The organism is Phocaeicola faecalis, assembly GCF_021730445.1.
Taxonomy (GTDB): Bacteria; Bacteroidota; Bacteroidia; order Bacteroidales; family Bacteroidaceae; genus Phocaeicola; species Phocaeicola faecalis.
Map to the genome: position 1 here is coordinate 1 of NZ_JADNRM010000013.1, position 25,323 is coordinate 25,323.

29 protein-coding genes and 1 pseudogene are annotated in these 25,323 nt (G+C 41.7%); 29 read left to right on the plus strand and 1 reads right to left on the minus strand.

The features are described 5' to 3' along the window. Positions 1-130 precede the first annotated feature (130 nt). The 26 genes and pseudogenes from IR173_RS12215 to tsf all read left to right on the plus strand — a co-directional run bounded on the left by IR173_RS12215 (position 131) and on the right by tsf (position 23,016). Positions 131-634: a hypothetical protein gene (locus IR173_RS12215; protein WP_237039880.1), complete on the plus strand. Its 504-nt coding sequence runs from the start codon at positions 131-133 to the stop codon at positions 632-634. Positions 635-778: 144 nt separating this feature from the next. After that, positions 779-1,594, plus strand: a complete 816-nt coding sequence (locus IR173_RS12220) for a MotA/TolQ/ExbB proton channel family protein (protein ID WP_237039881.1) — start codon at positions 779-781, stop codon at positions 1,592-1,594. A 28-nt stretch (positions 1,595-1,622) separates the two neighbouring features. Further along, on the plus strand, positions 1,623-2,228 hold the full coding sequence (locus IR173_RS12225) for an ExbD/TolR family protein (protein ID WP_237039882.1): 606 nt from the start codon (positions 1,623-1,625) through the stop codon (positions 2,226-2,228). 11 nt (positions 2,229-2,239) lie between these two features. Then, positions 2,240-2,890: an ExbD/TolR family protein gene (locus IR173_RS12230; RefSeq protein ID WP_237039883.1), complete on the plus strand. Its 651-nt coding sequence runs from the start codon at positions 2,240-2,242 to the stop codon at positions 2,888-2,890. 27 nt (positions 2,891-2,917) lie between these two features. Next, complete coding sequence (locus IR173_RS12235) at positions 2,918-3,730, plus strand: energy transducer TonB (protein ID WP_237039884.1); 813 nt, start codon at positions 2,918-2,920, stop codon at positions 3,728-3,730. Positions 3,731-3,740: 10 nt separating this feature from the next. Continuing rightward, positions 3,741-4,682 carry a PstS family phosphate ABC transporter substrate-binding protein gene (locus IR173_RS12240; protein ID WP_237039885.1) on the plus strand — a complete coding sequence of 314 codons (942 nt, stop codon included), beginning with the start codon at positions 3,741-3,743 and terminating at the stop codon, positions 4,680-4,682. A 29-nt stretch (positions 4,683-4,711) separates the two neighbouring features. Next, positions 4,712-6,127, plus strand: coding sequence for a tetratricopeptide repeat protein (locus IR173_RS12245; RefSeq protein ID WP_237039886.1), 1,416 nt, complete (start codon positions 4,712-4,714; stop codon positions 6,125-6,127). A gap of 201 nt (positions 6,128-6,328) precedes the next feature. Then, on the plus strand, positions 6,329-7,171 hold the full coding sequence (locus tag IR173_RS12250; RefSeq protein WP_237039887.1) for an ABC transporter ATP-binding protein: 843 nt from the start codon (positions 6,329-6,331) through the stop codon (positions 7,169-7,171). 15 nt (positions 7,172-7,186) lie between these two features. Further along, on the plus strand, positions 7,187-8,089 hold the full coding sequence (locus IR173_RS12255; protein WP_237039888.1) for a hypothetical protein: 903 nt from the start codon (positions 7,187-7,189) through the stop codon (positions 8,087-8,089). Then, a pseudogene (locus IR173_RS12260) lies at positions 8,086-8,274 on the plus strand (GntR family transcriptional regulator); the annotation flags it as partial. The gene IR173_RS12255 and the pseudogene IR173_RS12260, both read left to right, overlap by 4 nt. Before the next feature lie 28 nt (positions 8,275-8,302). After that, a complete protein-coding gene (locus IR173_RS12265; protein ID WP_237039889.1) occupies positions 8,303-9,208 on the plus strand; it encodes a hypothetical protein in 906 nt (301 codons plus the stop codon). Continuing rightward, the gene (locus IR173_RS12270) at positions 9,205-9,570 is read left to right on the plus strand and encodes a GntR family transcriptional regulator (protein ID WP_237039890.1); all 366 of its coding nucleotides are present in this window, start codon (positions 9,205-9,207) and stop codon (positions 9,568-9,570) included. The genes IR173_RS12265 and IR173_RS12270 overlap by 4 nt, the downstream gene beginning before the upstream one ends. A 694-nt stretch (positions 9,571-10,264) precedes the next feature. Beyond that, positions 10,265-11,614 (plus strand): MATE family efflux transporter, encoded by a 1,350-nt coding sequence (locus IR173_RS12275; RefSeq protein ID WP_237039891.1) that lies wholly within the window; start codon positions 10,265-10,267, stop codon positions 11,612-11,614. Between the two features lie 94 nt (positions 11,615-11,708). Further along, the gene (purB, locus tag IR173_RS12280; RefSeq protein ID WP_237039892.1) at positions 11,709-13,055 is read left to right on the plus strand and encodes an adenylosuccinate lyase; all 1,347 of its coding nucleotides are present in this window, start codon (positions 11,709-11,711) and stop codon (positions 13,053-13,055) included. Between the two features lie 76 nt (positions 13,056-13,131). Next, positions 13,132-14,613 carry a pseudouridine synthase gene (locus IR173_RS12285; RefSeq protein WP_237039893.1) on the plus strand — a complete coding sequence of 494 codons (1,482 nt, stop codon included), beginning with the start codon at positions 13,132-13,134 and terminating at the stop codon, positions 14,611-14,613. Between the two features lie 31 nt (positions 14,614-14,644). Continuing rightward, entirely contained in the window at positions 14,645-16,048 is a 1,404-nt protein-coding gene (gene asnS / locus IR173_RS12290) for an asparagine--tRNA ligase (protein WP_237039894.1), read from the plus strand. 123 nt (positions 16,049-16,171) lie between these two features. Next, on the plus strand, positions 16,172-16,471 hold the full coding sequence (locus tag IR173_RS12295) for a hypothetical protein (protein ID WP_237039895.1): 300 nt from the start codon (positions 16,172-16,174) through the stop codon (positions 16,469-16,471). Between the two features lie 71 nt (positions 16,472-16,542). After that, a complete protein-coding gene (locus tag IR173_RS12300) occupies positions 16,543-17,589 on the plus strand; it encodes a 6-bladed beta-propeller (protein WP_237039896.1) in 1,047 nt (348 codons plus the stop codon). Then, the gene (locus tag IR173_RS12305) at positions 17,586-18,197 is read left to right on the plus strand and encodes a hypothetical protein (protein WP_237039897.1); all 612 of its coding nucleotides are present in this window, start codon (positions 17,586-17,588) and stop codon (positions 18,195-18,197) included. The genes IR173_RS12300 and IR173_RS12305 overlap by 4 nt, the downstream gene beginning before the upstream one ends. Positions 18,198-18,342: 145 nt before the next feature. After that, complete coding sequence (locus tag IR173_RS12310) at positions 18,343-18,837, plus strand: DUF4488 domain-containing protein (RefSeq protein ID WP_237039898.1); 495 nt, start codon at positions 18,343-18,345, stop codon at positions 18,835-18,837. Between the two features lie 170 nt (positions 18,838-19,007). Then, the gene (locus IR173_RS12315; RefSeq protein WP_005942901.1) at positions 19,008-19,583 is read left to right on the plus strand and encodes a zeta toxin family protein; all 576 of its coding nucleotides are present in this window, start codon (positions 19,008-19,010) and stop codon (positions 19,581-19,583) included. After that, a complete protein-coding gene (locus IR173_RS12320; protein WP_237039899.1) occupies positions 19,573-19,800 on the plus strand; it encodes a hypothetical protein in 228 nt (75 codons plus the stop codon). Before IR173_RS12315 ends, IR173_RS12320 begins: the two co-directional genes overlap by 11 nt. 271 nt (positions 19,801-20,071) lie before the next feature. After that, a complete protein-coding gene (gene rplM, locus IR173_RS12325) occupies positions 20,072-20,533 on the plus strand; it encodes a 50S ribosomal protein L13 (protein WP_237039900.1) in 462 nt (153 codons plus the stop codon). Between the two features lie 6 nt (positions 20,534-20,539). After that, on the plus strand, positions 20,540-20,926 hold the full coding sequence (gene rpsI, locus IR173_RS12330; protein WP_237039901.1) for a 30S ribosomal protein S9: 387 nt from the start codon (positions 20,540-20,542) through the stop codon (positions 20,924-20,926). A gap of 134 nt (positions 20,927-21,060) precedes the next feature. Then, on the plus strand, positions 21,061-21,903 hold the full coding sequence (gene rpsB / locus IR173_RS12335; RefSeq protein WP_237039902.1) for a 30S ribosomal protein S2: 843 nt from the start codon (positions 21,061-21,063) through the stop codon (positions 21,901-21,903). Positions 21,904-22,026: 123 nt separating this feature from the next. Next, positions 22,027-23,016, plus strand: a complete 990-nt coding sequence (gene tsf / locus IR173_RS12340; RefSeq protein WP_237039903.1) for a translation elongation factor Ts — start codon at positions 22,027-22,029, stop codon at positions 23,014-23,016. An 84-nt stretch (positions 23,017-23,100) separates the two neighbouring features. Here tsf and IR173_RS12345 read toward each other — a convergent pair whose 3' ends face one another. Further along, on the minus strand, positions 23,101-23,439 hold the full coding sequence (locus IR173_RS12345; RefSeq protein WP_237039904.1) for a translation initiation factor: 339 nt from the start codon (positions 23,437-23,439) through the stop codon (positions 23,101-23,103). 117 nt (positions 23,440-23,556) lie between these two features. On the opposite strand from IR173_RS12345, the gene IR173_RS12350 reads away from it, so the two are divergent. The 3 genes from IR173_RS12350 to ispF are packed head-to-tail and all read left to right on the plus strand — an operon-like array spanning position 23,557 to position 25,304. Further along, entirely contained in the window at positions 23,557-24,207 is a 651-nt protein-coding gene (locus tag IR173_RS12350; protein WP_237039905.1) for a redox-sensing transcriptional repressor Rex, read from the plus strand. 6 nt (positions 24,208-24,213) lie between these two features. After that, a complete protein-coding gene (locus IR173_RS12355; RefSeq protein WP_237039906.1) occupies positions 24,214-24,831 on the plus strand; it encodes a fumarylacetoacetate hydrolase family protein in 618 nt (205 codons plus the stop codon). Further along, positions 24,828-25,304: a 2-C-methyl-D-erythritol 2,4-cyclodiphosphate synthase gene (ispF, locus tag IR173_RS12360; protein WP_237039907.1), complete on the plus strand. Its 477-nt coding sequence runs from the start codon at positions 24,828-24,830 to the stop codon at positions 25,302-25,304. The genes IR173_RS12355 and ispF overlap by 4 nt, the downstream gene beginning before the upstream one ends. Positions 25,305-25,323 lie beyond the last annotated feature (19 nt).

The following is a 25,323-nucleotide window of genomic DNA, read 5'->3' on the forward strand; positions in this document are numbered from 1 at the left end:
GATGGTACTGCGTAACAGTGGGAGAGTAGGTAGCTGCCGTTTTAATGAAAGCCTCCGAGTCAGTCAAATGATTCGGAGGCTTCTTTTGTATGTCTATGAGTGAGTGGGGATTGCTACAGTAGATGTATTTGTGATTAAATTAAAAGAAATATGTTCTTTTCGTGAACAAAAAAACTTTTTGCTTGTTGATACAATACGAACCGGAAATCTTTTAAAGCTCAACAAAATGAAGTTAATACTTAAAATAGTATTATTGACTCTTCTATTTCTCTTTAAATACCAGAGTATCGATGCAGAAGCCTTTTCTTCTTCCATCGATAAATCTTCATCTACTATTGGGCAGTGTGAACAATCGGTTGCCAATCATCACCTCAATAATGATACCGTTTCTTATTCAAACGATTTAGTAAGTGGCAACCAACAGGTTGTGATAAAACTCATTCCTGATGATGCGCGTATTCGTCGTGCTGAGGAACATCAACAGGACTTCTTAAAAATTCTCATAGATTATTTCTCACTCAGGGAAGATAGCTTGGCGTTAGGCAAGGCTAAGATATTCCCTTCAAATCCCATTCATTGTGTGTCTCCGGCATGCCATTATTTTGTGTTCACGCTGAGACGCATTCTGATTTAATTAATCGTTATAAATTTAGTTGTTTTCCATACTCCGATGCCCTGGTGAGAGTGTCGGGGAATGGTGTTTTATCTCTATTTCTGACTTTATTATAAGATGGAAACTTCGGTTTTCATAAAAACGATTAATTAAATAAATGAAATTATGGAAGCTATTCAAACAAAAACTACTAATAAGATTGTAGGCATTAAAAATGCAGGTTGGGTAATTATATGCTGCTTCATCATAGCAGTTTGTATATACCACTTCATACTTGGCAATCCTGCCAACTTTATGAATAATGATCCGAATAACCATCCGTTGCCCGGGCACTTTCTGGGTACAATATACAAAGGTGGTATTGTGGTACCTATTATCCAGACTTTGCTACTCACTGTTATCGCATTGAGTATTGAACGTTATTTTGCTATCCGTTCCGCTTTTGGTAAAGGGTCGTTGGTAAAATTTGTAGCCCATATTAAATCCGCTTTAGCTGCCGGTGATATGAACAAAGCACAAGAGCTCTGCGATAAACAAGGTGGGTCTGTGGCCAATGTTGTTACTTCTACTTTAAAAAAGTATGCTGAAGTAGAAAATGATACGACGCTCTCTAAAGATCAAAAAGTACTTGCCATCCAAAAAGAACTGGACGAAGCTACTGCTCTGGAACTGCCTATGATGGAGCAGAATCTGCCTATTATCGGTACAATTACTACATTGGGAACATTAATGGGGTCGCTGGGTACGGTAATTGGTATGATTCGTTCATTCGCAGCTTTGTCTGCCGGTGGCGGTACAGACTCAATGGCTTTGTCTCAAGGTATCTCGGAAGCATTGATTAATACGGCTTTTGGTATCTTGACCGGTGCCTTGGCAGTTATTTCTTATAACTACTATACTAACAAGATTGATAAACTGACTTACAGCCTCGATGAAGTAGGTTTCTCTATTGTACAGACCTTTGCGGCTTCTCATAAATAATCGTGCTAACCCTTAAAATCAAACTACTATGGGTAGAGCAAAGATTAAAAAGAAAAGTACGTTCATAGACATGACGGCTATGAGTGATGTCACTGTATTGCTATTGACCTTCTTTATGTTGACTTCAACATTTGTAAAGAAAGAGCCGGTAGAGGTGTTCACTCCCGCGTCCGTATCCGAGATTAAAATACCGGAAACGAATATTCTCCAGATTTTGGTTGATCCGGCTGGAAAGATATTTATGAGCCTCGACAAGCAGCCGGACATGAAAGCTGTATTGGAGAAAATGGGTGAAGAGTATGGGGTAAAGTTCACTCCCGAACAGGAGCAGAAATTTATCGTTGCTTCTACTTTTGGTGTACCGATGAAAAGTATGCCGAAGTTTCTGGATTTGCCGACGGAAAAGCAAGACCGGATATTGAAGAATGAAGGTATTCCTTGTGACAGCACCGACAATCAGTTTAAGTCCTGGGTGCGTAATGCCCGGGCGGTGAATTCTGATTTACGTATTGCTATTAAAGCGGATGCCAATACCCCTTACGCTGTTATTAAAAAAGTAATGAACTCACTTCAGGATCTCAGAGAGAACCGGTATAATCTGATTACCTCTCTGAAAACTACTTCTGAAAAATAAAATGACGAATTATGAGTGCTGAAGTACAAGAAAGCAGCAAAAAAGGGAAAGGCACGAAGCAGAAAAAAATGACCGTTCGCGTGGATTTCACACCGATGGTGGATATGAATATGTTGCTGATTACTTTCTTTATGCTGTGTACCACGCTGAGCAAACCTCAGACGATGGAAATAAGTATGCCGAGCAACGATAAGAACATTACCGAAGAACAACAAAGCAAGGTGAAAGCTTCTCAGGCCATCACACTTTTGTTGGCTGGAAACGATAAGCTGTATTATTACGAAGGTGAACCGAACTACAAAGATTACACCTCGCTGAAGGAGACAACTTATAACGCTGACGGTCTGCGGTCTGTCTTATTGAAGAAGAACTCGGCGGCAGTTCGTGAAGTAAACGAGCTGAAGAAGCAAAAAGCCGAACTTAAAATATCGGAAGATGACTATAAGAAGCAACTGGCTGAGATAAAAAGCGGAAAGGATACCCCCACCGTGATTATCAAAGCTACAGACGATTCTTCTTATAAAAATCTGATAGATGCCCTTGATGAAATGCAGATATGCAATATAGGTAAGTATGTGATAACGGATATGGCGGATGCCGATCAGTTCTTAATGAAGAATTTTGATACGAAAGGCGATTTGACCAATCACATCGCGGAATAGTATAAACACCTAAACGGAGGAAATAACATGTCAAAAATAGATTTAACCTCACCCGAATGGTGTGAATTGGTATTCCAAGATAAGAACAAGGCGTACGGTGCTTATAAGATGCGTGCCAATTCGCCCAAGCGTCATACGCTAGCGATGGTATTGGTGGTAGTAATTGCTGCGATTGGTTTCAGTATACCGACGTTGGTTAAGTTGGCCACACCGAAACAACAAGAGGTAATGACCGAAGTAACTACTCTCTCACAGTTGGAAGAGCCGGAAGTGAAGCAGGAAGAGTTCAAAAAGGTGGAACCGGTTGCTCCACCCCCTGCTCTGAAAAGTTCTATCAAATTTACCGCCCCTGTCATTAAAAAGGATGAAGAGGTGCATGAAGATGATGAAATAAAGAGCCAGAACGAGTTGACACAAACTAAAGTCGCTATCTCCATTGCCGATGTAAAGGGGAATGATGAACTGAATGGCAAGGATATTGCCGAGTTGAAGGAGGTGATAACGAAAGCTCCGGAACCGGAAGAAAAGCCTTATACGATGGTGGAGCAGATGCCGCAGTTTCCCGGAGGCGATAAGGAATTGCTTTCTTATATAAGTAAGAATCTGCATTATCCCACTATTGCAGCCGAAAACGGTATTCAGGGAAAAGTTTTTGTTCGATTTGTCGTTTCGGCCACAGGAGAAGTAAAGGACGTAAAAGTGGTGCGTTCACTTGATCCCTATTGTGACAAGGAGGCGGTACGTGTCATACAGTCTTTGCCTAAATGGATTCCGGGACGGCAGAATGGACGCAACGTTCCTGTGTACTATAATGTTCCTATCACGTTCAAGTTACAATAATCCGAAGAAGATGGTGAAACTGTTTATTACATTACTGGCGGGTTTGTTGCTGCTGCTTGGCAGTTGCGGCAGCAAGCCCAAACCGGGAGAGGATGATACGCTGACTTCAGGTAACATTCAAATAGCGGTGGATGAAACTTTTCGTCCTATTATAGAAGAAGAACTGCAAGTTTTTCAGGCATTAAATCCTGAAGCTACAATACGACCTATATATTGCAGTGAAGTAGAAGCAATGAACTTGTTGCTGAAAGACAGCGTACGCCTGGCCATCACCACGCGGCAATTGACCGATAAAGAAGTGAATTATTTCAATGATAAGAAATTCTTTCCGGTTTCTGTCAAGATGGCTACTGATGGCCTGGCACTCATCGTCAATGAACAAAATAAAGATTCGCTGATTACAGTCAACCAATTCAAGAAGATTCTGACAGGGAAGGTTAGCGACTGGAAACAACTCTATCCGAAGTCACGTTTAGGGAAATTGCAACTTGTGTTTGATAATCCGAATTCGAGTACGGTACACTATGCGATTGACTCAATCTGTGGCGGACAAGCGCTTTCCGACAACCTGAAAGCACAAAAGACGAATCCCGAAGTCATTTCTTATGTAGCCCGTCATCCCGATGCACTTGGCGTTATTGGTGTGAATTGGGTTGGCAATGATGCAGACAGCACTCGTCTCTCTTTTCATAAAGCCATCCGGGTGATGGCGGTAAGCCGTGCGGATTCGGCTACAGTGGAAAATAGTTTCAAACCTTATCAGGCTTATCTGGCTTTGAATCAATATCCATTAACCCGCAATGTGTACATTTTGCTCAATGATCCCAAAAGCGGCCTTCCTTCCGGCTTGTCGTCTTTCTTGACAGACTTCCGTGGACAGCGCATTATCCTGAAGTCGGGTTTGGTACCGGCTACGGCTGCTGTGAGAATTGTTAACGTGCAAGATGAATAGGTATTAAATGAATAGAAAAAAAGAAAGTCATGAAGAAATATTTATTAACCGTAATGAGCTTATGCTTCGTTGCCACATTATGGGGGCAGAAGCCTGCCGGCAGCGAATGGACGCAACAAGTGCAACAGGCCGCCGCATTGATAAAAGATAATCCGACCGCAGCGGCCGATGCTTTTGATAATTTGCTGAAAGGAAAAAACAAGAAGAATACAGACCTTTTGGTTGAGATTGGACGTGCTTATTTAAAGCAAGGCAAGAATGATATAGCCGCCGAATACGCCCAACGTGCGAAGGATGTCAATGGGAAATGTGCCCTCGCCTACCTGCTGAGCGGTGATGTCGCTTTGGCACTGAATGATGCCAATAAAGCCAGCAGCGATTATAATCAAGCTATTTATTTGGATGAAAACTGTAGCGATGCCTATTTAAAGTACGCCGAAGTTTATAAGGGAGTCGACCCACAGCTCTCTATAGATATGTTGATGCGTTTACAGGCTAAGACACCCGATGACAACCGTATCAATAAAGAATTGGGGGATGTATATTACACCATGGGACAATATGGCAAAGCAAAAGCAGCCTATGAGGTTTATATGAAGACAGGTGTTCCCGCCGAACAAGACTATACACGCTATGCCATGTTACTCTATCTGAACAAAGATTATGATAAATCTTTAGATATTGTAAAGAAAGGCTTGGCGTCATCTCCCGACAGTCACGTATTGAAGCGTCTGGCCATGTATAACGACATGGAACTGAAAGCTTATCAGGCCGGACTGGAAGATGCAGCAACTTTCTTTGCCAACCCTGATAATCCTGATTTCGTGTATTTGGACTATATTTATTTCGCACGTCTGCTTGCCGGGACGAAGCAATATGATGAAGCAATTGCCCAGTTTCATAAGGCCTTGTCTATGGATAACCAACATCCCGACATTCATAAAGAAATATCAGAGATATACGAAAAACAAGGAAACTATCCGAATGCTATTATTGCCTATAAAGAGTATCTGGATGCGTTGAAAGATAAATCTGAAGTGAGCGACCTGTTTTTATACGGTCGTCTGAACTATTATGCTGCGACCGATTCTACCTATAAAGATAAGCAGCAGGAGTATCTGGCAGAAGCCGATACTGTCTTTGCTCAGGTAGCAGAAAAGGTTCCCGATAATTATTTAGGTAACTTTTGGCGGGCCCGCGTCAATTCTTTGCGTGATCCTGAAACTACTCAGGGATTGGCAAAACCCTATTATGAAGCGGCACTCTCTATTTTAGAGCAGAAACCGGATGCATCTAAATCTCTATTGGTGGAATGTAACAGTTACTTGGGATATTATTATTTTGTGAACTCCGATTATCCCCAGTCCAAGATTTATTGGAATAAAATATTGGAGATAGATCCTGGAAATGAGACGGCTACGAAAGCTTTGGAAGGAATTAAGTAGTCTTTCTTTTTTTCATTTATTTATCCTGACTTCGAGCGGACAGTACTGAGTGATTGCCCGCTTGATTCGTTTGTATGTAACTTAGGTGGTTAATAGAGGTTAAATAGCCCCTTCCCTTCTTGCTTATTCCAATAATATCTATACATTTGCAGTGTACTAATAAACTAATACACTAAATAACTAATTAAATACATAAACACAATGATGATTGAAGTAAAGAACTTATCTTTCAGTTATGGAAAGAGGAAACAAAAAGTCTTTAATGACTTTTCGCTGACACTAGATAAAGGTTCGGTTTATGGTCTTTTGGGTAAGAATGGTACCGGTAAATCTACTTTGCTCTATTTAATGACAGGGTTACTCCGTCCGCAAGGAGGTAAAGTGCTCTACAAAGGAGTGGACGTTTCGTTGCGTTATCCTTTGACATTGCAGGATATGTTTTTGGTTCCCGAGGAATTTGCATTACCATCCGTCAGCTTGAAACAATACGTAAAACTGAATGCTCCCTTTTATCCGGCTTTCAGCAATGAACAGTTAAAAGCCTGCCTCCATGATTTTGATATGAATGAGGACATTCATTTGGGAGAACTGTCTATGGGGCAGAAGAAAAAGGCTTTCATGTGTTTTGCATTGGCTGCCAATACTTCTTTGCTGGTCATGGATGAACCCAGTAACGGACTGGACATTCCTTCCAAAAGTCAGTTCCGCAAGGTGATTGCATCGGGCATGACAGACGACAAGTCAGTGGTTATTTCTACCCATCAAGTGAGGGATATTGACAGTCTGTTGGATCATGTGGTGATAATCGACGGTACCCATGTATTACTGAATGAATCAGTTAAGGATATTTGTGGGAAACTGTATTTTGCAGAACAAGGAATGAATGAGCCGACAGAAGCCGCACTGTATGTACAGCCTTCGGTTCAGGGCAACAGCGTGATTCTTCCCAATGTTTATAACGAAGAAACCAAGCTGAATCTGGAAGTGCTGTTCAACGCAATGTTGGCAGAAAGAGAAAAAATGCAATCAATATTTAACAAGTAAAGACACAGACACATTATGGATACTAATCATTTCTTTAGCTTTTCGCGTATCGCCATGGTGATGAAATGCGAGATTATGGAAAACTGGAAAAAGAACCTGTATAGTTTAATCGGACTTTATGCCGCTTTTGCAATAGTAATGGTAGGCAATATGTGGGGAATGAGCGTAAATGCAGAAAATACATTTGCTAATCCGGTTCTGTTCTTTACGCGTTATTGTACGAATGTCATGGGTTCTTTCATCTTTATCTTCATGTTGGGGAGTTTGATTTATGCTTCCGGCATTTTGGATAATATGAAGAATAAGGAAATGCGCATCTCTTTTTTGATGCTTCCTGCAACGATGGTAGAGAAATATGTGGCACGCTTCCTGATGGCTACGCTGGGATTTGTGGTAGTGGTTACTGTCGGACTGCTTTTGGCGGAGATTACCCGTTATATTTTGCTCCCTTTGTTTAATTTGCCTGATATATTTCATCATTCTGCGCTGTTCAAGGTGTTTTCTATGATTGCTGTAGACGGTGAACAGTCATTCAGAGGTTCTAATGCTTTTAATATGGAGTATATGCCTTGGCTGGGTGAGGCTTGTGGATGGAGCTTTCTGATTTGGTCACACTCACTCTATGTTTTGGGAGGAAGTTTTTGGTACAAGAGAGCTTTTCTCAAGACTTTGGGGACACTGATTGTGATTTCTATTCTTGGCTCTATTATTACGGTACAGATTGTGGAGTGGATAGGAAAAGAAGGCATGATGGGGCTTCACGACTGGTTGGAAGAGAATTTCCAATGGATGACTCTGAACAAACTGCTTGCATTTGGCGGTGCTTTCTTCAGTGCCTTCACAATGTTCAACTGGTGGCTGGGCTATAAGTTCTTTACCCATTCGCAAGTGATTAAACCCAAATTCCGGTTGATATGAAATATGAAGAGAGTCAATTCATCTATCGGCAGATAACCGGAGCATGCGACGAGATTCTGCAAGGGCAATATCCCGGAGAAGAGCGGATTCCTTCGGTCAGAGAATTTGCAAGCTTAGTGGAGATGAATGCCAATACGGTAGTCCGTACTTATGATTATTTGCAAGGGTTGGAAATCATATACAATGTTGAACAAATAAAGACACAGGCACATTATGTATACTAATAACTTCTTTTGTTTGTCGCGTATCGCCATGGTGATGAAACGCGAGATTATGGGAAACTGGAAAAAGAACCTGTTTGGCTTTTTGGGTTTGTATTCCGCTTTTTTACTTACCTATTTAGGTATTATGGCAAAGTATGATGGATATGAAATAGCTCGTATCACCGAAAGAACTTCTTCTGATTTTACACAAGGGCATTTTCAGACATTCATAGTGATAACGGTTGTTGCTTTCCTTTATTTCGCTTCTCGTATTATGGAAAATATGCGTACTAAGGAGCTTCGTATAGCCTATTTGATGGTTCCTGCTACTTCTATTGAAAAGTTTGTAGCATGCGCATGTTATGTGACGGTGGGAACGGTTATCCTTTTAATCGGAGCTTCTGTTTTGGCGGAACTGACTCACTTTCTGTTTGTACCCCTTTTTGATTTACCTGATGCTGTGAATACTTTTGTACTGCCTCAGGTGTGGGAAATGTCATGTAATGTATTCAATCCTTTTGTGACTTACCCGGTACAAGTATGGGATGGTGAAAGTTCTCGAATTATCGAACAAACTATGTTTTATAATTGGCTGTGTGTGTTCTCTATCCTGTTGTGGTTTCATTCATTATATATTTTAGGAGGAAATATCTGGTATAAGTCTGCGTTTGTTAAAACTACAGGAATCATAATTGCTGTCAGCCTGGTGCTTGCCTATGTTGTGGTTAATGCAGGCTCCCTTCATTGGAATTGGCTGTATGATATGATGCAGCATAATTCAAGTTGGTTGACAGAGAACTTTATGTCCGGAGCCGGTGCTCTATTTTTCTTCTTGCTGACCGCACTTAACTGGCGGCTGGGCTATAAGCTCTTTACCCGTTCACAGGTTATTAACCCTAAATTCCGTTTGCTATGAAATTTAAGGAAAGTAAATCTATTTATTTGCAGATAGCCGACCGAATATGCGACGAGATTCTGCAAGGGCAATATCCCGAAGAAGAGCGGATTCCTTCGGTCAGGGAATATGCCGGCACAGTGGAAGTGAATGCCAATACGGTAGTCCGCACTTATGATTATTTGCAAGGGTTGGAAATCATATACAATAAACGAGGCATTGGCTATTTTGTATCGACAGGAGCAAAAGAGCGTATCATCACTCTTCGCAAAGATATTTTCTTGCATGAGGACTTGCCGGAGTTTTTCAGACAACTGAAGACATTGGAGATTCCCCTGAATGAGATAGACAAGATGTATAAAGCGTATTTGAAACAGCAATAGTAACACAAACACATTTTTCAGCACACGACAGCATAAATACGGATTATATTTATAGCAATGCAAACACAGCATCGGTCTTGCTTTTTGGGTCTTGCCTGTTTTACCGTCCGTAGAACAGGCATTGACTATTTTGATAAGGGGTTAAATATGTCTAAACGATAGAAAAGTTTTTATTGTATACTGCATAATTATTTTAATTTATATAGAAGTCATTTAAAGTTATCCCTCATTCATTGGCAGATTAAAATGAAAGCACTTGTTCTTGAAATGAAAAGTGCATTTCTATGGCTCAGCTTACAAAGCTAGCGGCCCAACACCTGTTTCCGGATGTTGTCTCCTCCGGTTTCCAACCTCTGCATACGTCTAGAACTCCCTAAGTCGTTTCATTAGTCGGACTAAGCGTTTTCGTCCTTTCGATTATGCCTGTCTGTCAGTCGGATTACTACAGACTCCGGCAATGGACTGTATAGTCCATTGCGGTAGACCGTACAGTCCACTGTAACGGACCGTACAGTCCGCTGCCGGAGACTGTAATAATCTTCCGTTTAAAAAGCCTTGGCTGACCCTACGAAACGGCTTACTCTTCCCTTTGTTGGTGAATGTTTGTCTGAATCTCTCTATTTCTTGATATAAGTCAAACAGTTACCATCCGAAAACTCAGTAACTTTGCACCTCGAAAAAAACAGGGTAACAAGTGAATGAAATAAAAGAACCGAGAAGTGTGCGCCGGAATTTGTCTAAGCTGGTCGTACCTATCTTTATAGAAACTTTATTGATTATGATGCTGGGGGCAGTTGACACTATCATGCTGAGCCAGTATTCGGACAATGCGGTTGCCGCCGTCGGAGTGGTGAACCAGCTGATTATGTTTGCCTTTCTTATCTTTGAGGTGATAAACTTGGGTACCTCTGTGCTTTGTTCGCAATATTTGGGGGCAAAGAAACAGAAGAATGTGGTTCAGGTGGTAGGCGTGGCTATCCTGCTCAATCTTGTGCTCGGATTAGTGGTAAGCGCTGTTCTGCATTATGGAGCGCCGTCATTATTGACGCTGATGGGGCTGCGCCCCGAGTTGATGGCCTATGGAGTGGGGTATATGGAGATAGTGGGGGCGTTCGCCTTCTTTCAGGCACTTTCACTGACGGTTTCTGCTTCTTTGCGTAGTGCTAACAAGGCTGTCTACCCTATGATGGTCATTGTTGTAGTGAATATTCTGAATATCGTAGGCAATTACTCCTTAATCTTCGGTAAGTTTGGAATGCCGGCATTGGGAGTGGAAGGGGCTGCCGTTTCGACAGCTTTCGCCCGGGGCGTGTCGATGGTTATCCTCTTTATCATTCTGTTTCGTAAATATATACCCAAGTTTCCGGTTGACTATTTTCGCCCTTTCCCCTTTGTGGAACTGAAGAATCTGTTGAAAATCGGTCTTCCGTCGGCAGGAGAGAATATGTCTTATAGCTTTTCGCAGGTGGTGCTGACTTATTTTATCAATATGCTGGGCAATGAAGCTCTGACCACACGTACTTATGTGGTTAATATTGTGATGTTTGTCTACCTCTTCGCAATAGCCATGGCACAAGGCGGGGCTATCTGCATCGGACATTTGGTGGGAGAGAAGAAAATAAGGGCTGCCTATCTGTTGGGCAAGTATGTGATGCGTATTTCTATTTTAGTGTCGCTGGTACTTTCCTGTATTTGGGCTTTGATGGGGCACACGCTCTTCAGTTGGTTGACAAACAATGCAGAGATTGTCCGTTTGGGTACTGTCATCCTTTTTGTCGATGTGGTGCTCGAAGTGGGGCGTGCCATCAACATTTATGCCACCAATGCCCTTCGTGCAACCGGAGATGTGAACTATCCTTTTTATGTAGGGGTAGTCGTACAATGGGGCATAGCAGTGGGCTGCGGCTATCTGTTCGGACTCTATTGGGGGTGGGGACTGGTCGGTATGTGGTGTGCTTTCTTATTGGACGAGAACATTCGCGGCATCATTTTTGTGCGGCGTTGGAATAGTATGAAGTGGGCAAAGAAAGGATTTGTGAAATAATAAATGTGATTTTCGCAAACTTTATAGTGATTGAGGCGGTTAAACTCAATAAAAAGAATTAATTTTGCAGCCTGATAATTATCTAAAATATATTATGGAGCTCGATTTACTCACGGCAATATCACCTATTGACGGTCGATACAGAGGAAAAGCGGGAGCTTTGGCCTCTTATTTTTCTGAATTTGCACTCATTAAGTACCGTGTGCAGGTAGAAATAGAATATTTCATCACTTTATGTGAGCTACCGTTACCGCAGCTGACAAGCTTTGACCATGCACGTTTTGCATCGCTTCGTGCTATCTACCAAAACTTTTCGGAAGCCGATGCCGGGCGCATTAAGGAAATAGAAAGTGTTACAAACCACGATGTTAAAGCTGTAGAATATTTCATTAAGGAACAATTCGACAAGTTGGGCGGAATGGAAGAGTACAAGGAGTTTATCCACTTCGGCCTTACCTCTCAGGACATTAATAATACGTCAGTGCCTTTGTCTGTCAAAGAAGCATTGGAACAAGTATATTATCCGCAGATTGAAGAACTGATTGCGCAGCTGACCGCTTATGCAGAAGAATGGGCAAATATTCCGATGTTGGCCAAAACTCACGGACAGCCTGCGTCTCCCACCCGTTTGGGAAAGGAAATCATGGTGTTCGTTTATCGTCTTAACCGTCAGCTGGCTGTGTTAAAGGCGTGTCCTCTCACTGCCAAATTCGGTGGAGCCACAGGTAACTATAATGCACATCATGTGGCATATCCGCAATATGACTGGAAAGCATTCGGCAATAAGTTTGTGTCTGAAAAGCTTGGTCTGGAACGTGAGGAATACACCACTCAGATTTCAAATTATGACAATCTGGGAACTGTCTTTGATGCAATGAAACGCATCAATACCATTATGATTGACATGAACCGCGACTTCTGGCAGTATATCTCTATGGAATATTTCAAGCAGAAAATCAAGGCGGGTGAAGTCGGTTCGAGCGCAATGCCGCATAAAGTGAACCCTATCGACTTTGAAAATGCGGAAGGAAACTTGGGTATGGCCAATGCTATATTGGAGCACCTTTCTTCTAAACTGCCGGTTTCGCGCTTGCAGCGTGACTTGACAGACTCTACTGTGCTGCGCAATGTAGGTGTACCCTTCGGACATATCATCATTGCCATTCAAAGTTCATTGAAGGGGTTGCGTAAACTGCTGCTGAATGAACATAAGATTTATGAGGATTTGGATAACTGTTGGAGTGTAGTGGCAGAAGCTATTCAAACCATTCTTCGTCGGGAAGCTTATCCGCACCCGTATGAGGCTCTGAAAGCGTTGACACGTACTAATCAGGCTATTACCGAATCGTCTATCAAAGAATTTATCGAAACATTGAATGTCAGTGAAGAAATAAAAAAAGAGCTGCGTGAGATTACGCCGCACAACTATACAGGCATTTGAAACGTTATTTATTCAAACTAAAAAAAGAAACAGAGCCCGAGAGGGCGTTATACATTAATTAAATTAAGGAGAAATCATGAGTACAGAAAATGAAAACAGACAAGAAGGTTCTGTAAACGAAGAAAACCAGAATGTCAGCCGTGATGGTGGTTATAAGTCTTATAACAGAGACAATAATTACAACAGATACAACAACGACGGCGAACAGCGTCAGTATCGTCCCCGCACCAGCTATAACCGCGAGGGAGGAGAACGTCCTTATCGCTCTTCATATAATAATGGTGAGCGTCCTTCTTACAATCGTTATAACAATAACGGCGAACGCCCGCAACGTCCTCGTTTTAATCCTAACAGTGAAGAAGGCGGTGAACGCCCGTATCGTCCGCGTACTAATTATAACCGTGAAGGCGGCGAACAACGTCCGTACACTCCGCGTCCCCGCTTTAACAGCGGTGAAGAGGGAGGCGAACGTCCGTATCGTCCGCGTACCAACTATAACCGCGAAGGTGGTGAGCAGCGTCCCTACTCTCCGCGCCCGCGTACCAATTATAACCGTGAAGGCGGCGAACAGCGTCCGTACACTCCGCGTCCGCGTTTCAATAGCGGCGAAGGCGGTGAACAGCGTCCCTATACTCCGCGTCCCCGCATAGGAGGTTATAATCAGGGCGGTGGATATAACCGTGAAGGCGGCGACCGTCCGTATCGTCCGCGTACCGGAGGTTACAATCAGGGTGGCGGATACAACCGTCCTTACCGTCCGCGCACCGGTGACTATAATCCGAATGCTAAATATAGCTTGAAGAAACAGATAGAATATAAGGATATTCTGACTGATCCGAACGAACCGATTCGCTTGAATAAGTTCCTGGCAAATGCCGGTGTTTGCTCTCGTCGTGAGGCTGATGAATTCATCACAGCCGGAGTGGTAAGCGTAAACGGTGTGGTAGTGACAGAACTGGGTACTAAAATCAAGCGTACGGACGAGGTGAAGTTTCACGACGAACCGGTTAGTATTGAACGCAAAGCTTATGTGTTGCTGAATAAGCCGAAAGATTGTGTGACTACTTCCGATGATCCTCAGGAACGTAAGACGGTAATGGACTTCGTGAAGGATGCCTGCAAGGAACGTATCTATCCTGTAGGCCGTCTGGACCGTAACACGACCGGCGTTCTGTTGTTGACCAATGACGGTGATTTGGCTTCTAAACTGACTCATCCGAAATATCTGAAGAAGAAGATTTATCATGTATATTGTGATAAAAATGTAGCTAAGGCAGATCTTGACCAGATAGCGGCCGGCGTTACTTTGGATGACGGTGAAATCCATGCAGATGCTATCAGCTATGCTTCGGATACAGATAAGTCACAGGTAGGTATCGAAATCCACTCCGGAAAGAACCGTATCGTGCGCCGTATTTTTGAATCACTGGGTTATAAGGTTGTGAAATTGGACCGTGTGTATTTTGCAGGTCTGACCAAGAAAGGGCTTCGTCGCGGTGACTGGCGTTACCTGACAGAACAGGAAGTGAATATGCTTCGCATGGGCTCATTCGAATAATCAAGTAAAATAATAATTAAGAGACAAAACAATGGAAAAAATTAGTAGAACAAAGGTAGTTGACCTGTTGAAGCGTCGTGATTTTGGTGCAACGGTCAATGTAAAAGGTTGGGTTCGTACCCGCCGTGGTAGCAAACAGGTAAATTTTATCGCCCTGAATGACGGTTCTACAATAAATAATGTGCAGATAGTAGTTGATTTGTCAAACTTCGACGAAGAAATGTTGAAGCTTATCACTACAGGTGCATGTATCAGCGTGAACGGTGAACTGACCGAATCTATCGGTTCGGGTCAGGCAGCCGAGATTCAGGCACGTGAAATAGAGGTGCTGGGTGCTTGCGATAACACCTATCCGTTGCAGAAAAAAGGTCATACGATGGAATTCCTTCGTGAGATTGCTCACTTGCGTCCGCGTACCAATACTTTCGGCGCAGTGTTCCGCATTCGTCACAATATGGCGATTGCTATCCATAAGTTTTTCCATGAACGTGGCTTTTTCTACTTCCATACTCCTATTATTACAGCATCAGACTGTGAAGGAGCCGGTCAGATGTTTCAGGTTACTACCAAGAACCTTTATGACCTGAAGAAGGATGAAAACGGTTCTATTATTTATGATGATGACTTCTTTGGCAAACAGGCAAGTTTGACTGTTTCCGGTCAATTGGAAGGTGAGTTGGCTGCCACAGCATTGGGCGCTATCTATACTTTCGGCCCGACTTTCCGTGCCGAGAATTCGAATACTCCGCGTCACTTGGCAGAGTTTTGGATGATTGAACCGGAAGTGGCTTTCAATGACATCATTGACAATATGGATTTGGCTGAAGATTTCATTAAATACTGTGTTCAGTGGGCACTGGATAACTGCTATGACGATGTGAAGTTCTTGAATGATATGTTCGACAAGGGCTTGATAGAACGTTTGCAAGGGGTATTGAACGAAACTTTCGTCCGTTTGCCTTATACAGAAGGTGTCAAAATATTGGAAGAAGCGATAGCGAAAGGCCATAAGTTTGAATTCCCGGTTTATTGGGGAGTGGACTTGGCATCAGAGCACGAACGCTTCTTGGTAGAAGAACACTTTAAACGTCCGGTTATCCTGACTGACTATCCGAAAGAAATCAAAGCATTCTATATGAAGCAGAATGAAGACGGAAAGACAGTCCGCGCTATGGATGTGTTGTTCCCGAAGATTGGTGAAATTATTGGCGGTTCTGAACGTGAAGCGGACTATAATAAACTGATGAGCCGCATTGAGGAATTAAACATTCCGATGAAAGATATGTGGTGGTATCTGGATACTCGTAAGTTCGGTTCATGTCCTCACTCCGGTTTTGGACTTGGTTTTGAACGTCTGTTGTTGTTCGTGACAGGTATGACCAATATCCGTGACGTGATTCCGTTCCCGCGTACTCCGCGCAATGCTGAATTCTAAAAGATATAAATAATGATGAAGAATCCTGCCCTATAACATAGAGCAGGATTTTTTTTTTCATTATTTATCTCTTTCTTTGTATTCAATAAATTTTCAGGTGCTTAATCTTTTAAATATTACGATATGAAAAATGCTCAATGGATACTTGCAGGTGTGTTCTCTTTTATTGCCTTCACATTGTTACTCTCAAAGGGTGAAGGGGAACGAAATGTGGCTTTGGATATGTTAGGGATAGAGACTATGGCTTATGGCGAAGATTTACCAGATGTTATAATTACTTGTGGCAGCCCTGAAAATAGGGGACGTTGCTGGGATGGCGAGTGCCAAACTACATGGACACCATTTGGATGGTATAAAGCGTGGGATTGTAACCGGGCAACAGGTAATCAAAATGATTTTTGTAGTGATGGCGTTCCATGTTGAGAGTATTGAAAGTATTATTATTTATTCCCCTTTTGTTTGTAGTGACAGAATGCTGTGATAGAGGGGGCGAAATGGCGGAATATACTATTCATTTTGATTTAGGGAAAGCTGTAAAGATGAATTTGTCGGAGTTCGTGGATAGTATTTCTGTTATACCGCTGGCTACGAATGATAGTTCGCTTATAAAGAATGTGGTTGGCTTGTCATTTGTAGATAGTATTTTCTATATTAATGATAACCAAACGAATATATTATCCTTTGACTGTGAAGGCAATTTTTTGTGCTCTACTGCAAAACTGCGTGGTAGTGGCCCTAATGAGTATTTTGCTTGTATTGATTTTAATATATTGGAAAATGGTAATTGGGAGATTTTTGATGGTCTGAAACATCGACTTTGGGAGTATGATTCGAATTTGAACTATGTGTCATCTTCTGAGTTGCCGGAAGATGTTCTTCCGGCCTCTAATTTTCTAAGAGTTTCGAAGGATATTTGTATTATTGAAGATGTGAATTCTTTGAAATTTTATTCGTCAAAAGAGGGGAGGGTTTTAAAAATGATTTCCTTGCCTCATAAGAAGGGGTTGCCAAGTATAACACGAAATTCAGGATTGAAAAAGTTGAATGGCGAAATTTATTATTCATTGCGAACTCCGGAGCGAATATTGTTTAAAGTCGATATTGAGAAAATGAACTTGCAGCCCTATTATGCTTTTGACTTTGGGCAATATAATTTTAATTTAGGAGAATTACCTGATGGATTGTCTCTTTCATTTTATCAAAACTATGTAATGGCTAATGATGGGGTGGCATTTGTTGCAGATAAATTGGCTTCCTCTACTGTGCAAATGTGTTTTTTTATCTATGACAAAAAGATGTATTTTGCTATCCATAATAAGAATAACGGATTTTATGGGATATATTACAATGAGGCAAAATCTTTTCATCAATTGATGATTCCTAATCTATATTTAAATGATGTGTTATATTATATTTGTGAACCTCGGGCGCTTGACTATGTTTTAGATTTTAAATTGATGTCTTCTGATGATATTAACAAAGTCCAATCAATACGAGAAGATGATAACCCTGTTATCGTGTGTTATAAATTAAAAAGATGATGAAACGGTATTTTATTCCATTGGTTGTTGTGGTATGTGCTATTATTGGTACGTTTTTATTCACAAAGAGTCAATTAGATAAACAGTATGAAGTGTGTCGTATGAATAACGCAAATATAGTTGGTGATAGAAGATATCTTGAATCATTAGTTAAGTCAATGATTAATGACATGAATCAATCGGTGTCTTCTTCTGCTTTATTGGTGAGGGGACAGGATTCTCTTGCATTATCAGAGATTGTTTCCTTTCCATGCCTTTTAATATATATACCTGAAACAGATAATATTTGTATGGGATGTGTTGATTATGCTATTGAAGCAGTGAAAAAAGTATTTGCTGATTTTGAATATAGAACAGATATCGGGATTGTTTCACAGGCGTATAATCCTGATTTAAAGGAGAGGATTATTAATAAAAAAGTATATTTCCTTCAAGAAGACAGCATGTTTATTACTGTTCATAATGAATTTGACAGCCCACTCTATTTAGTGATTAATAATGAATGTCGAGTTATTTCATCTTTTGTCCCTAATGCTAATTTTGAAAATCTGGTTTTAAATTATTTGTCTAAAGTAAAAACAGGTTTGTTACGTGATATAAGCTTTTAGTAATAAAATCCTGCCCTATAACATAGAGCAGGATTTTTTTTGTATTTACCTGTAAAAAAGTCATTTAAAAACGTGGATATATGAAAATTATTTCTAATTTTGTGTATCCACATTACGCAATTTGTTAACTAAATATTATACGACTATGAAACGACATTCTTTATTTTTACTGCTGGTGGCATTTATGCTAATCGGTACCTCTCATGTAATGGGACAAAATAAATCCGCTATTGCCCCTGCTGATTTAAAAGGCATTTGGCAGATGTGTTTTTATGTGTCCGGTGTTCCGAATACTCCTGGAGAATTGAAACCGAGTAATTCATTCAAAATCTTGTCTGACGACGGAAAGTTTACAAATATGACGGTAATTCCTAACCATGGAGCTATTATCATTGGTGCGGGAACCTATAAACAGACCGCAGAGAATGCATATACAGAGCATGTTGAGAAGAATCTGCATTTACCTCAATTGGTAGGTACGGACAATATATTGGAGTTCGAGATGAAAGGTGGTGATGTAATGGTGCTGAAGTTCTTCGTGAAAACTGATAAGGATGGCAATGATATTAATTCATGGTATTATGAAACTTGGAAACGGGTGAAGATGCCGGCTGCTTATCCAAAGGATTTGGTAAGATAATAAACAGAAAATATAGAATATAAGGCGGGTTCTCACCCGCCTTTTCTTGTAATTTGCACAAATCTTCAAAAAATGTGCTATTCTTCGTCACTTTTATGGCTTTGGAAGAACAAAGATTAGAAATAATCGTTAACTTTGTCACCAATAACATAAAATAGAAAAGGAGATTAATGTCTAAGCTTTATATAATAGCAGGTTGCAATGGGGCCGGAAAAACGACGGCATCCTATACAGTGCTTCCCGAAATATTGGACTGTCGCGAGTTCGTCAATGCTGACGAAATCGCAAAAGGCCTTTCTCCTTTTAATCCCTCAAGTGTAGCTATTGAAGCCGGTCGGCTAATGCTTAAACGCATTGGCGAATTGCTTTCTGCCGGAGTCAGTTTTTCTGTTGAAACAACGCTCTCTACCCGTTCTTATATTAATCTCATTCATCAGGCGCAGAGCCAGGGCTATAGCGTCAGCCTGATTTATTTCTGGTTGAATTCGCCTGAGTTGGCCATTGAACGAGTAAAGCAACGTGTTGCCAATGGAGGGCATGATGTGCCGGCACCTATCATTCGCCGTCGTTACCGTGCGGGATTGGATAACTTTTTCCATATTTATATGTCATGTGTGGACTATTGGATGCTGGCAGACAATAGCTCTACACCGCGTGTCATTGTGGCTGATGCTTTTCGTTTGCGGGAAGAGCCACACATTTATAATCATGAACTCTTTAATAAAATCAGAAGTTATGTCAACTGAAGAAGAATATAAGGAACTGAGCGAGAAATTGCGTTATGGTTTAGAACTGGCCGAGCAGCGATTGATAGAAGAAACAGCCCGTCGTGAAGGAACATTGTGCTATGGTCGTCCTGATGGAAAAGTAGTGCGGGTATCTGCAACGGAACTTTTGAAGCTTCGTCAGTCTGCCGGATATGGTTGCCCGGTTTGTGAATCCGATTCGGGATGGAGGCATTAAAAGAGTATTTTTAAGAAAAGATAAGTTGGGGAGATGAATTAATCTTCCCTTTTTTACTGCCGTATGTGAGCTCTCCCCCCTGAAAATCAACCAAAAAATTACTTAATTTGTTTGTCAGTTCAAAGAAAAGCCGTACCTTTGCAAGCCGATTATTATCAAAAGTTTATAAAGAATTAATTCTTAGCGTGTTAATGGTTCTTTGTCCGGGAACGGTTAGAGACGCTGGGAAGAAATTGTTTTTTAGTAGTTAACATTTAAAAAGATTTTAAGAGTGGACACTTTAAGTTACAAGACCATTTCTGCAAACAAAGAAACAGCTCAAAAAGAATGGGTTGTTATCGACGCTACCGATCAGGTCGTAGGCCGTCTCGGTTCGAAAGTTGCGAAACTGTTGAGAGGAAAGTACAAAGCTAGCTTTACCCCTCATGTTGACTGCGGTGATAACGTAATTATCATTAACGCAGACAAAGTAAAATTTACCGGAAACAAGTGGAACGACAAAGTTTACTTGAGATATACAGGTTATCCCGGTGGACAGAGAGAAATGACTCCTGCCGAGCTGATGAAGAAACCTAACGGTGAAGAAAAACTGTTGAAGAGAGTAGTAAAAGGAATGCTTCCCAAAAACCGTCTGGGAGCACAGTTGCTGGGCAACTTGTATGTTTACGCTGGTAGCGAACACAAGCACGAAGCTCAGAGCCCGAAAACAATTGATATAAACTCACTTAAATAATAAAGAATGGAAGTAGTAAATGCATTAGGCAGACGTAAACGCGCAATCGCACGCGTATTCGTAAGCGAAGGTACTGGAAAGATTACTATTAACAAGAGAGACCTTGCAGAGTACTTTCCATCAACTATTCTTCAGTACGTTGTAAAACAGCCTCTGACTAAGGTCGAAGCTGCTGAAAAATATGATATTAAAGTAAATCTTTGTGGTGGTGGTTTCACCGGTCAGTCACAGGCTTTGCGTTTGGCTATCGCTCGTGCTTTGGTGAAAATTAATCCTGAAGATAAGAAGGCACTCCGTGCAGAAGGCTTCATGACACGTGATCCCCGTTCTGTTGAACGTAAGAAACCGGGTCGTCCGAAAGCACGTCGCAGATTCCAGTTCAGTAAACGTTAATATCCGGTTTTACTTAGAACTGGTTAAGAAGCGTTTAGTATCTAAACTGCCGGGACTCTACTTTGTAGCAGACTACCCGATGGTTGGTTGAGATAAACAAAAAAGAAAGTAAACGATTTTAAAGAATAACAAAAATGTCTAGAACTAATTTCGATACATTATTGGAAGCCGGTTGCCACTTCGGACACCTTAAGAGAAAGTGGAACCCTGCAATGGCTCCTTATATCTTCATGGAACGCAATGGTATCCATATCATTGACCTCCACAAAACAGTTGCTAAAGTAGACGAAGCTGCCGACGCACTGAAACAAATTGCAAAATCAGGAAAGAAAGTCCTGTTCGTTGCTACTAAGAAACAAGCTAAGCAGGTAGTAGCTGAGAAAGCTGCTTCTGTAAATATGCCTTATGTAATCGAGCGCTGGCCGGGTGGTATGTTGACCAACTTCCCGACTATCCGTAAGGCTGTGAAGAAAATGGCTACTATCGATAAGTTGACTAACGATGGTACCTATTCAAATCTTTCAAAGAGAGAAGTTCTGCAGATTTCTCGTCAGCGTGCTAAATTGGAAAAGAACTTAGGTTCTATTTCTGACCTTACTCGTCTGCCGTCTGCATTGTTTGTTATCGATGTATTGAAAGAAAACATTGCAATCCGCGAAGCTAACCGTTTGGGTATTCCTGTATTTGCTATCGTTGATACAAACTCAGATCCTTCAAATGTAGATTTCGTAATCCCTGCTAATGATGACGCTACTAAGTCTATCGAAGTTATCTTGGATGCTTGTTGCGCTGCTATGGCAGAAGGATTGGAAGAAAGAAAAGCTGAAAAAGTAGATATGGAAGCTGCCGGTGAAAATGCGCCTAAGAATGCTGCCGGTAAGAAGAAAGCTACTAAAGCTCGCATGGACAAAGCCGAAGAAGAAGCTATCAACGCTGCTAAGGCTGCCGCTTTCATGAAAGACGAAGAAGAAGCTTAATATACTATAGTTGAGAGTTGAGAGTTGAAAGTTGAGAGTTACGATATGCAATTCTCAACTCTCTGTTCTCAACTCTCAACTGCTTTTAAAGACATTATTAACAAATTAAAATAAAGGAATATTATGGCTGTAACTATGGCTGAAATTACCAAGCTTCGTAAAATCAGTGGAGCTGGTATGATGGACTGCAAAAACGCTTTGACTGAAGCTAATGGCGATATCGATAAAGCAATGGAAATTATCCGTAAAAAAGGACAGGCTGTTGCTGCAAAACGTTCTGACCGTGAAGCATCAGAAGGTTGTGTATTGGCTAAATCAACAGGTGAATTCGCTGCAATCATTGCATTGAAGTGTGAAACAGACTTTGTTGCCAAGAATGCTGATTTCGTTGCTTTGACTCAGGCTATTCTGGACGCTGCTGTGGCTAACAAATGTAAGACTTTGGACGAAGTAAAGGCATTGCCGTTGGGCAACGGTACTGTACAGGATGCAGTAACTGACCGTAGCGGTATCACCGGTGAGAAAATGGAGTTGGACGGCTACAATGTAGTTGAAGGAGCTTATACTTCTATCTATAACCACCAGGGAAACAACCAACTTTGTACTATTGTGGCTATGAACAAGGAAGCTGAGGCTGCAGCTCACGGAGTAGCTATGCAGATTGCAGCTATGAACCCTATCGCAATTGACGAAGCCGGTGTTCCTGAATCAGTGAAGGAAGCTGAAATTCAGGTAGCTATCGATAAGACTAAGAAAGAACAAGTGGACAAGGCTGTGGAAGCTGCTTTGAAGAAAGCCGGCATCAACCCTGCACATGTAGACAGTGAAGATCACATGGAAAGCAACAAGGCTAAGGGATGGATTACTGACGAAGACATTGCCAAGGCTAAGGAAATCATTGCTACTGTTTCTGCAGAGAAGGCTGCTAACCTGCCCGAAGCTATGATTCAGAACATTGCTAAAGGTCGTTTGGGCAAGTTCTTGAAGGAAGTTTGCTTGTTGAATCAGGAAGATATCATGGATGGCAAGAAGACTGTAAGAGAAGTGTTGAAAGAAATCGATCCTGAATTGCAGATTGTTGATTTCAAACGTTTCACTTTGCGTGCTGAGTAATATTTATGAGAAAGCCCTTGGCTCAGGTCTCTGTGATGAGGGTTATATGGTAGGAAAGAGGGTGCGCACCCTCTTTCCTTTTTTTTATTTCGTCTGTGTATATCCTTCCGCCTTCAACAACTCGATAACCCGCTGTTTGAACTCTCCTTGAATGATGATTTCTCCATCCTTCACAGAACCGCCCACACCGCATTTGGTTTTGAGCAACTTGCCCAATTCCTTCCGGTCATCTTCGGAACCGATAAATCCATTGACAAGGGTGACAGTTTTACCGCCCCGGCCTTTCTTCTCTATACTGACGCGCAATTTTTGCTGCTTTTTATCCGGAGTGGCTGTCTCTTCTTCTTCCTCCTGCTCATAGTTGAAATCGGGATTCGTCGAGTACACCACATTCAGACGCTCTTTCCAATCGTTATTTTTCATGTGAATTTTGCTTAAATGAGTACTCAAAGATACTACATTTTTTATTCTCAAAAGGCAGTGGTAACAAATAAAAGTGTACTTTTGCACATTACCTAATGATAATGCCAATAGAAACAGATGGATATACGTATGCATAAATTCTCAGATAAAGTGCCTGAGCCTACTTTGCGCAGACTCCCTTGGTATCTTTCTAATGTAAAGCTGATGAAAGAGAGAGGAGAAACGTATGTGTCTTCTACCCAGATATCCAAGCAGATTAATATAGATGCGTCTCAGATAGCGAAAGACCTTTCGTATGTCAATATATCCGGTCGTACTCGTGTGGGCTATGAAATAGATGCGCTCATCGAAGTGCTGGAACGTTTTCTGGGCTTTACGCACATGCATAAAGCATTCCTGTTTGGGGTAGGTAGCCTGGGAGGAGCGTTGCTGCGCGATTCGGGTCTTCACCATTTCGGGTTGGAGATAGTAGGTGCTTTTGATGTGAACCCTGACATTGTGGGAACTGAAATTAATGGTATCCCCATCTATCATTCCGATGCCTTTGAACAGATGATGGAGGAATGTAATGTCAATATAGGAGTATTGACTGTGCCTATCAATATAGCACAGGAGATAACGGATAAGATGGTGGCGGGTGGAATTAAAGCTGTTTGGAACTTTACTCCGTTCCGTATTCGTGTTCCCGAAGATATTGTAGTGCAGAATACTTCACTGTATGCTCATCTGGCTGTGATGTTTAACCGTTTAAATGTAAATCAGGACTAAAATTATATGAAGATATTAGCCGTAGGTATGAATTATGTGGCTCATTGCCACGAGTTGCATGCCGATGAAAACTTACCGAAGGAACCGGTCATTTTTATGAAGCCCGATTCTGCGTTGCTTAAAGATAGCAAGCCTTTCTTTATCCCGGATTTCTCTCAACAGGTAGATTATGAAACAGAACTGGTGGTTCGTATCAACCGTCTGGGAAAAAACATAGCCGAACGGTTTGCACATCGTTATTATGATGCGGTGACGGTGGGGATTGACTTTACGGCACGCGATCTTCAGCGCCGGTTTCGCGAAGAGGGCAAACCGTGGGAGTTATGCAAGGGGTTTGATAATTCGGCTGTTATCGGAGACTTTGTATCGGTGGATAAGTTCAAGGATATTCAGAATTTGAAGTTCCATTTGGATATTGACGGTAACACGGTTCAGCAGGGCAATACGGCAGATATGCTTTTTAAGGTAGACGAAATCATTGCTTATGTCAGCCGTTTCTTTACGTTAAAAATAGGAGATTTACTGTTTACCGGCACACCGGTGGGAGTAGGACCGGTCAGCGTCGGCCAGCATTTGCAAGGCTACCTGGAAGAAGAAAAACTATTAGATTTCTATGTAAGATGAAAATAAGAGTAGGATTTGGATTTGACGTACATCAGTTGGTGGCAGGCCGTGAGTTGTGGCTGGGAGGAATAAAGTTTGAACATGAATTGGGCCTGTTGGGACATTCGGATGCCGACGTGCTGATTCATGCCATTTGCGATGCATTGCTCGGAGCGGCCAATATGCGTGACATCGGCTATCATTTTCCCGACACGGCAGGTGAGTTTAAGAATATAGACAGCAAGATTCTGTTGGCCAAAACAGTTGATTTGATTGCGGCCAAAGGCTATAAGGTAGGCAACATAGACGCGACCGTCTGTGCTGAACGCCCGAAACTGAAAGCGCGTATACCCGAGATGCAGGAAGTCTTGGCACATCTGATGAAAATAGATACGGACGATGTTTCCATCAAAGCAACTACGACGGAGAAGCTGGGCTTTACGGGGCGCGAAGAGGGTATTTCGGCTTATGCCACCGTACTGATAGAAAAGTGATTTTCACACGTACGTACGT

Bases quoted from the DNA above. Each gene is read 5' to 3' on its own strand.
- IR173_RS12220 (WP_237039881.1), top strand. From the start codon at position 779: ATGGAAGCTATTCAAACAAAAACTACTAATAAGATTGTAGGCATTAAA.
- IR173_RS12225 (WP_237039882.1), top strand. From the start codon at position 1,623: ATGGGTAGAGCAAAGATTAAAAAGAAAAGTACGTTCATAGACATGACG.
- IR173_RS12230 (WP_237039883.1), top strand. From the start codon at position 2,240: ATGAGTGCTGAAGTACAAGAAAGCAGCAAAAAAGGGAAAGGCACGAAG.
- IR173_RS12235 (WP_237039884.1), top strand. From the start codon at position 2,918: ATGTCAAAAATAGATTTAACCTCACCCGAATGGTGTGAATTGGTATTC.
- IR173_RS12240 (WP_237039885.1), top strand. From the start codon at position 3,741: ATGGTGAAACTGTTTATTACATTACTGGCGGGTTTGTTGCTGCTGCTT.
- IR173_RS12245 (WP_237039886.1), top strand. From the start codon at position 4,712: ATGAAGAAATATTTATTAACCGTAATGAGCTTATGCTTCGTTGCCACA.
- IR173_RS12250 (WP_237039887.1), top strand. From the start codon at position 6,329: ATGATGATTGAAGTAAAGAACTTATCTTTCAGTTATGGAAAGAGGAAA.
- IR173_RS12255 (WP_237039888.1), top strand. From the start codon at position 7,187: ATGGATACTAATCATTTCTTTAGCTTTTCGCGTATCGCCATGGTGATG.
- IR173_RS12265 (WP_237039889.1), top strand. From the start codon at position 8,303: ATGTATACTAATAACTTCTTTTGTTTGTCGCGTATCGCCATGGTGATG.
- IR173_RS12270 (WP_237039890.1), top strand. From the start codon at position 9,205: ATGAAATTTAAGGAAAGTAAATCTATTTATTTGCAGATAGCCGACCGA.
- purB (WP_237039892.1), top strand. From the start codon at position 11,709: ATGGAGCTCGATTTACTCACGGCAATATCACCTATTGACGGTCGATAC.
- IR173_RS12285 (WP_237039893.1), top strand. From the start codon at position 13,132: ATGAGTACAGAAAATGAAAACAGACAAGAAGGTTCTGTAAACGAAGAA.
- asnS (WP_237039894.1), top strand. From the start codon at position 14,645: ATGGAAAAAATTAGTAGAACAAAGGTAGTTGACCTGTTGAAGCGTCGT.
- IR173_RS12295 (WP_237039895.1), top strand. From the start codon at position 16,172: ATGAAAAATGCTCAATGGATACTTGCAGGTGTGTTCTCTTTTATTGCC.
- IR173_RS12300 (WP_237039896.1), top strand. From the start codon at position 16,543: ATGGCGGAATATACTATTCATTTTGATTTAGGGAAAGCTGTAAAGATG.
- IR173_RS12305 (WP_237039897.1), top strand. From the start codon at position 17,586: ATGATGAAACGGTATTTTATTCCATTGGTTGTTGTGGTATGTGCTATT.
- IR173_RS12310 (WP_237039898.1), top strand. From the start codon at position 18,343: ATGAAACGACATTCTTTATTTTTACTGCTGGTGGCATTTATGCTAATC.
- IR173_RS12315 (WP_005942901.1), top strand. From the start codon at position 19,008: ATGTCTAAGCTTTATATAATAGCAGGTTGCAATGGGGCCGGAAAAACG.
- IR173_RS12320 (WP_237039899.1), top strand. From the start codon at position 19,573: ATGTCAACTGAAGAAGAATATAAGGAACTGAGCGAGAAATTGCGTTAT.
- rpsI (WP_237039901.1), top strand. From the start codon at position 20,540: ATGGAAGTAGTAAATGCATTAGGCAGACGTAAACGCGCAATCGCACGC.
- rpsB (WP_237039902.1), top strand. From the start codon at position 21,061: ATGTCTAGAACTAATTTCGATACATTATTGGAAGCCGGTTGCCACTTC.
- tsf (WP_237039903.1), top strand. From the start codon at position 22,027: ATGGCTGTAACTATGGCTGAAATTACCAAGCTTCGTAAAATCAGTGGA.
- IR173_RS12345 (WP_237039904.1), bottom strand. From the start codon at position 23,439: ATGAAAAATAACGATTGGAAAGAGCGTCTGAATGTGGTGTACTCGACG.
- IR173_RS12350 (WP_237039905.1), top strand. From the start codon at position 23,557: ATGGATATACGTATGCATAAATTCTCAGATAAAGTGCCTGAGCCTACT.
- IR173_RS12355 (WP_237039906.1), top strand. From the start codon at position 24,214: ATGAAGATATTAGCCGTAGGTATGAATTATGTGGCTCATTGCCACGAG.
- ispF (WP_237039907.1), top strand. From the start codon at position 24,828: ATGAAAATAAGAGTAGGATTTGGATTTGACGTACATCAGTTGGTGGCA.